The sequence below is a fragment of the Synechococcus sp. R3-13 genome, from assembly GCF_047462195.1.
GTDB lineage: Bacteria > Cyanobacteriota > Cyanobacteriia > Thermostichales > Thermostichaceae > Thermostichus.
On sequence record NZ_JANSIO010000457.1, the window covers coordinates 1 to 4,425 of the forward strand.

The 4,425-nt window shown below is 61.0% G+C and carries 2 protein-coding genes; both read left to right on the forward strand.

The window, feature by feature from the left end; genetic code table 11:
- The coding region (gene rpoB, locus NW856_RS12900; RefSeq protein ID WP_414400591.1) for a DNA-directed RNA polymerase subunit beta at positions 1–2,884 on the forward strand (2,884 nt) is incomplete at its 5' end.
- 115 nt (positions 2,885–2,999) lie between these two features.
- Positions 3,000–4,425, forward strand: a 1,426-nt coding sequence (rpoC1, locus tag NW856_RS12905; RefSeq protein ID WP_414400592.1) for a DNA-directed RNA polymerase subunit gamma, incomplete at its 3' end; no start/stop codon positions are given.

Here is a 4,425-nt window from a genome sequence, read left to right on the forward strand (position 1 = left end):
GGTGCGCATCGACAAAACCCGCAAGCTCTCGGCGGCAGTTCTGCTGAAAGCCTTGGGCCTGAGCGACTCCGAGATTTACGACAACCTGCGCCACCCCGAATTCTTCCAGAAAACCATGGAGAAAGAGGGGCCCTACACCGAAGAAGAAGCCCTAATGGAGCTGTACCGCAAGTTGCGGCCTGGGGAACCCCCCACCGTATCGGGTGGCCAGCAGTTGCTGGAATCCCGCTTCTTCGACCCCAAACGCTACGATTTGGGCCGGGTAGGGCGCTACAAGCTGAACAAAAAGTTAAATTTGAACGTAGCCGAAAGTGTGCGGGTGCTTACCGTCACCGACATTTTGGCCGTCATCGACTACCTGATCAATTTGGAGTACGACATCGGCCATGTGGACGACATCGACCACCTGGGCAACCGCCGCGTGCGCTCCGTGGGCGAGCTGCTGCAAAACCAGGTGCGGGTGGGCCTGAATCGCCTGGAGCGGATCATCCGAGAACGGATGACAGTCTCCGAGTCGGAAAACCTCACCCCGGCCTCTTTGGTCAACCCCAAACCCTTGGTGGCGGCCATTAAGGAGTTCTTCGGCTCCAGCCAGCTCTCCCAGTTCATGGATCAGACCAATCCCCTGGCGGAGCTGACCCACAAGCGCCGGTTATCTGCCCTGGGCCCCGGCGGCCTAAGTCGGGAACGGGCCGGCTTTGCGGTGCGGGATATCCACCCCAGCCACTACGGCCGCATCTGCCCCATCGAAACTCCAGAAGGCCCCAACGCCGGGTTGATTGGATCCCTGGCCACCCACGCCCGCGTCAACCAGTACGGCTTTATCGAAAGCCCCTATTACCGGGTCGAGAACGGCGTGGTGCGCAAAGATCTGGGCATGGTCTACCTCACTGCCGATGAAGAGGACGAGTACCGCGTAGCCCCTGGGGATGTGCCGGTGGATGCCGAAGGCCGCATCACTGCCGATTTGGTGCCGGTGCGCTACCGCCAAGAGTTCACCACCGCCCACCCCACAGAAGTGCACTACGTCCAAGTGGCGCCGGTGCAGGTCATCTCGGTGGCCACCTCCTTGATCCCCTTCCTGGAGCACGATGACGCCAACCGTGCCTTGATGGGAGCAAACATGCAGCGGCAGGCGGTGCCCCTGCTCAAGCCGGATCGGCCCTATGTGGGCACTGGCCTGGAAGCCCAGGCGGCACGCGACTCCGGCATGGTGGTGGTGTCGCGCACCAATGGCGTGGTGACCTATGTCTCTGCCGACGAAATCGTGGTGCGGCCAGACGACGGCGGGGATCCAATTGTCTATCGCCTGCAGAAATACCAGCGCTCCAACCAAGACACCTGCCTCAACCAGCGTCCCCTTGTCTATACGGGGGATCGGGTGGTGGCTGGCCAGGTGCTGGCGGATGGCCCGGCGACCGAAGGGGGCGAGTTGGCTTTGGGCCAAAACGTGTTGGTGGCCTACATGCCCTGGGAGGGCTACAACTACGAAGATGCCATCTTGATCAGCGAGCGGCTGGTCTACGACGATGTCTTCACCTCGGTACACATCGAGAAGCACGAGATCGAGGCCCGGCAAACCAAACTGGGCCCGGAAGAGATCACCCGCGAGATCCCCAACGTGGGGGAAGATGCCCTGCGCGACCTGGATGAAAACGGCATTGTGCGCATTGGGGCTTGGGTGGAGGCCGGCGACATTTTGGTGGGCAAAGTCACCCCCAAAGGGGAGTCGGATCAGCCCCCAGAAGAGCGGCTATTGCGGGCCATTTTCGGGGAAAAGGCTCGGGATGTGCGGGACAACTCCCTGCGGGTGCCCAACGGCGAGCGCGGTCGGGTGGTAGATGTGCGCATCTTTACCCGCGAACAGGGGGATGAGCTGCCTCCGGGCGCCAACATGGTGGTGCGGGTCTACATCGCCCTCAAGCGCAAAATCCAGGTGGGGGACAAGATCGCGGGCCGTCACGGCAACAAGGGTATCATCTCCCGCATCTTGCCGATTGAGGACATGCCCTACCTGGCGGACGGCACACCGGTGGATGTGGTGCTCAACCCCTTGGGGGTGCCTTCCCGGATGAACGTGGGCCAAGTGTACGAGTGCCTGCTGGGCTGGGCAGCAGAACATCTGGGAGTGCGCTTCAAGCTGATGCCCTTTGATGAGATGCACGGTTTAGAAGCCTCCCGTCTGACGGTGGAGGCCAAGCTGAGGGAAGCCCGAGAGAAGACCGGCAAGGACTGGATCTTCAACCCGGAAGGCAGGTACTGCGGCAAAATCCAGGTGTTTGATGGTCGCACCGGGGAGCCCTTCGACCAACCCGTTACGGTGGGCCGCGCCTACATGCTGAAGCTGGTGCACTTGGTGGATGACAAGATCCATGCTCGCTCCACCGGCCCCTATTCTTTGGTGACCCAGCAACCGCTGGGGGGCAAGGCGCAGCAGGGCGGCCAGCGCTTTGGGGAGATGGAGGTGTGGGCTTTGGAGGCGTTTGGGGCAGCCTACATCCTGCAGGAGTTGCTCACCGTCAAGTCCGACGACATGGTGGGGCGCAACGAGGCTCTCAACGCCATCGTCAAGGGCAAGCCGATCCCTCGACCCGGCACGCCGGAGTCCTTCAAGGTGCTGGTGCGGGAGCTGCAGTCCCTCTGCCTAGATGTGTCTGTACACAAGGTGGAGGTGGACAGCGAAGGGCAAACCCACGATGTGGAAGTGGATCTGATGGCCGATACCTCCAACCGTCATACTCCCTCTCGACCCACTTATGAATCGGTTACGTCTGAGGATCTCTCGCCATCACCAGCCTTTACCAGAGTGCTCCGCACCGCTGACGCGAATGCCAGCCGCAGCCTTGAGGAAGATGAGGACGAGGAGGAGGAAGAGGACTTTTGAGGGTTGAGAGCGCTCCCCAACCCTGACGCGAACGTGACGGGGATCCCCTTCAACCCACGAAGGAGGGTGGGGCTTCCCTTTCCTTTGGGTTCAGCAAGCCAGGAGGAAAACGGCGATGGCCAAAACAGAGCAACGCTTTGACTATGTCAAAATCGGCTTGGCTTCTCCAGAACGGATCATGGAGTGGGGCCAGCGCACCCTGCCCAATGGTCAAGTGGTGGGGGAAGTCACCAAGCCTGAGACCATCAATTACCGCACCCTCAAGCCGGAGATGGATGGTCTTTTCTGTGAGCGCATCTTTGGGCCGGCCAAAGACTGGGAATGCCACTGCGGCAAGTACAAGCGGGTACGGCATCGGGGGATCGTCTGCGAGCGCTGTGGGGTGGAGGTAACCGAGTCGCGGGTGCGCCGCCACCGCATGGGCTACATCAAGTTGGCCGCTCCGGTCACCCATGTTTGGTATTTGAAAGGGATCCCCAGCCACATCGCCACCCTGTTGGATATGCCGCTGCGGGATGTGGAGCAGGTGGTATACTTCAACGCCTACGTAGTGGTGGATCCGGGCAATGCCCAGAATCTCTCCTACAAACAACTGCTGACGGAGGATCAATTCCTCGAGATCGAAGATCAGATGTACGAGGAGGGATCCGAACTGCAACTGCCGGAGAACTGGGCGATGATCGGGGCGGAGGCCATCGAGCGCCTGCTCAAGGATATCGACCTGGAAAAAGAGGCGGAGCAACTGCGGGAGGAGATCACCACTGCTCGCGGCCAAAAGCGGGCACGCCTGATCAAGCGGCTGCGGGTGATCGACAACTTCATTGCCACCGGATCCCGTCCGGAGTGGATGGTGTTGCGGGTGCTGCCGGTGATCCCGCCGGATTTGCGCCCCATGGTGCAGTTGGATGGGGGCCGCTTTGCCACCAGCGACCTCAACGATCTCTACCGTCGTGTGATCAACCGCAACAACCGTCTGGCCCGGCTGCAGGAGATCATGGCGCCGGAGATCATTGTGCGCAACGAAAAGCGCATGCTCCAGGAGGCGGTGGACGCGCTGATCGACAACGGTCGGCGGGGGCGCGTAGTGGCGGGGGCCAACAACCGTCCCCTCAAGTCCCTCTCCGACATCATCGAGGGCAAACAGGGGCGCTTCCGGCAAAACCTGTTGGGCAAACGGGTGGACTACTCCGGGCGTTCGGTGATCGTGGTGGGGCCCAACCTGCGCATGCACCAGTGTGGCCTGCCCAAAGAGATGGCCATCGAGCTGTTCCAGCCCTTTGTCATCCACAAATTGATCAAGCGGGGCATTGTCAACAACATCAAGGCTGCCAAAAAGATGATCCAGAGCAATGACCCACAGATTTGGGATGTGCTGGAAGAGGTGATCGACGGCCACCCCGTCTTGCTCAACCGTGCCCCCACCCTGCACCGCCTGGGGATCCAAGCCTTTGAACCGATCCTGGTGGAGGGAAGGGCGATTCAACTTCACCCCTTGGTCTGCCCTGCTTTCAACGCCGACTTCGACGGCGACCAGATGGCGG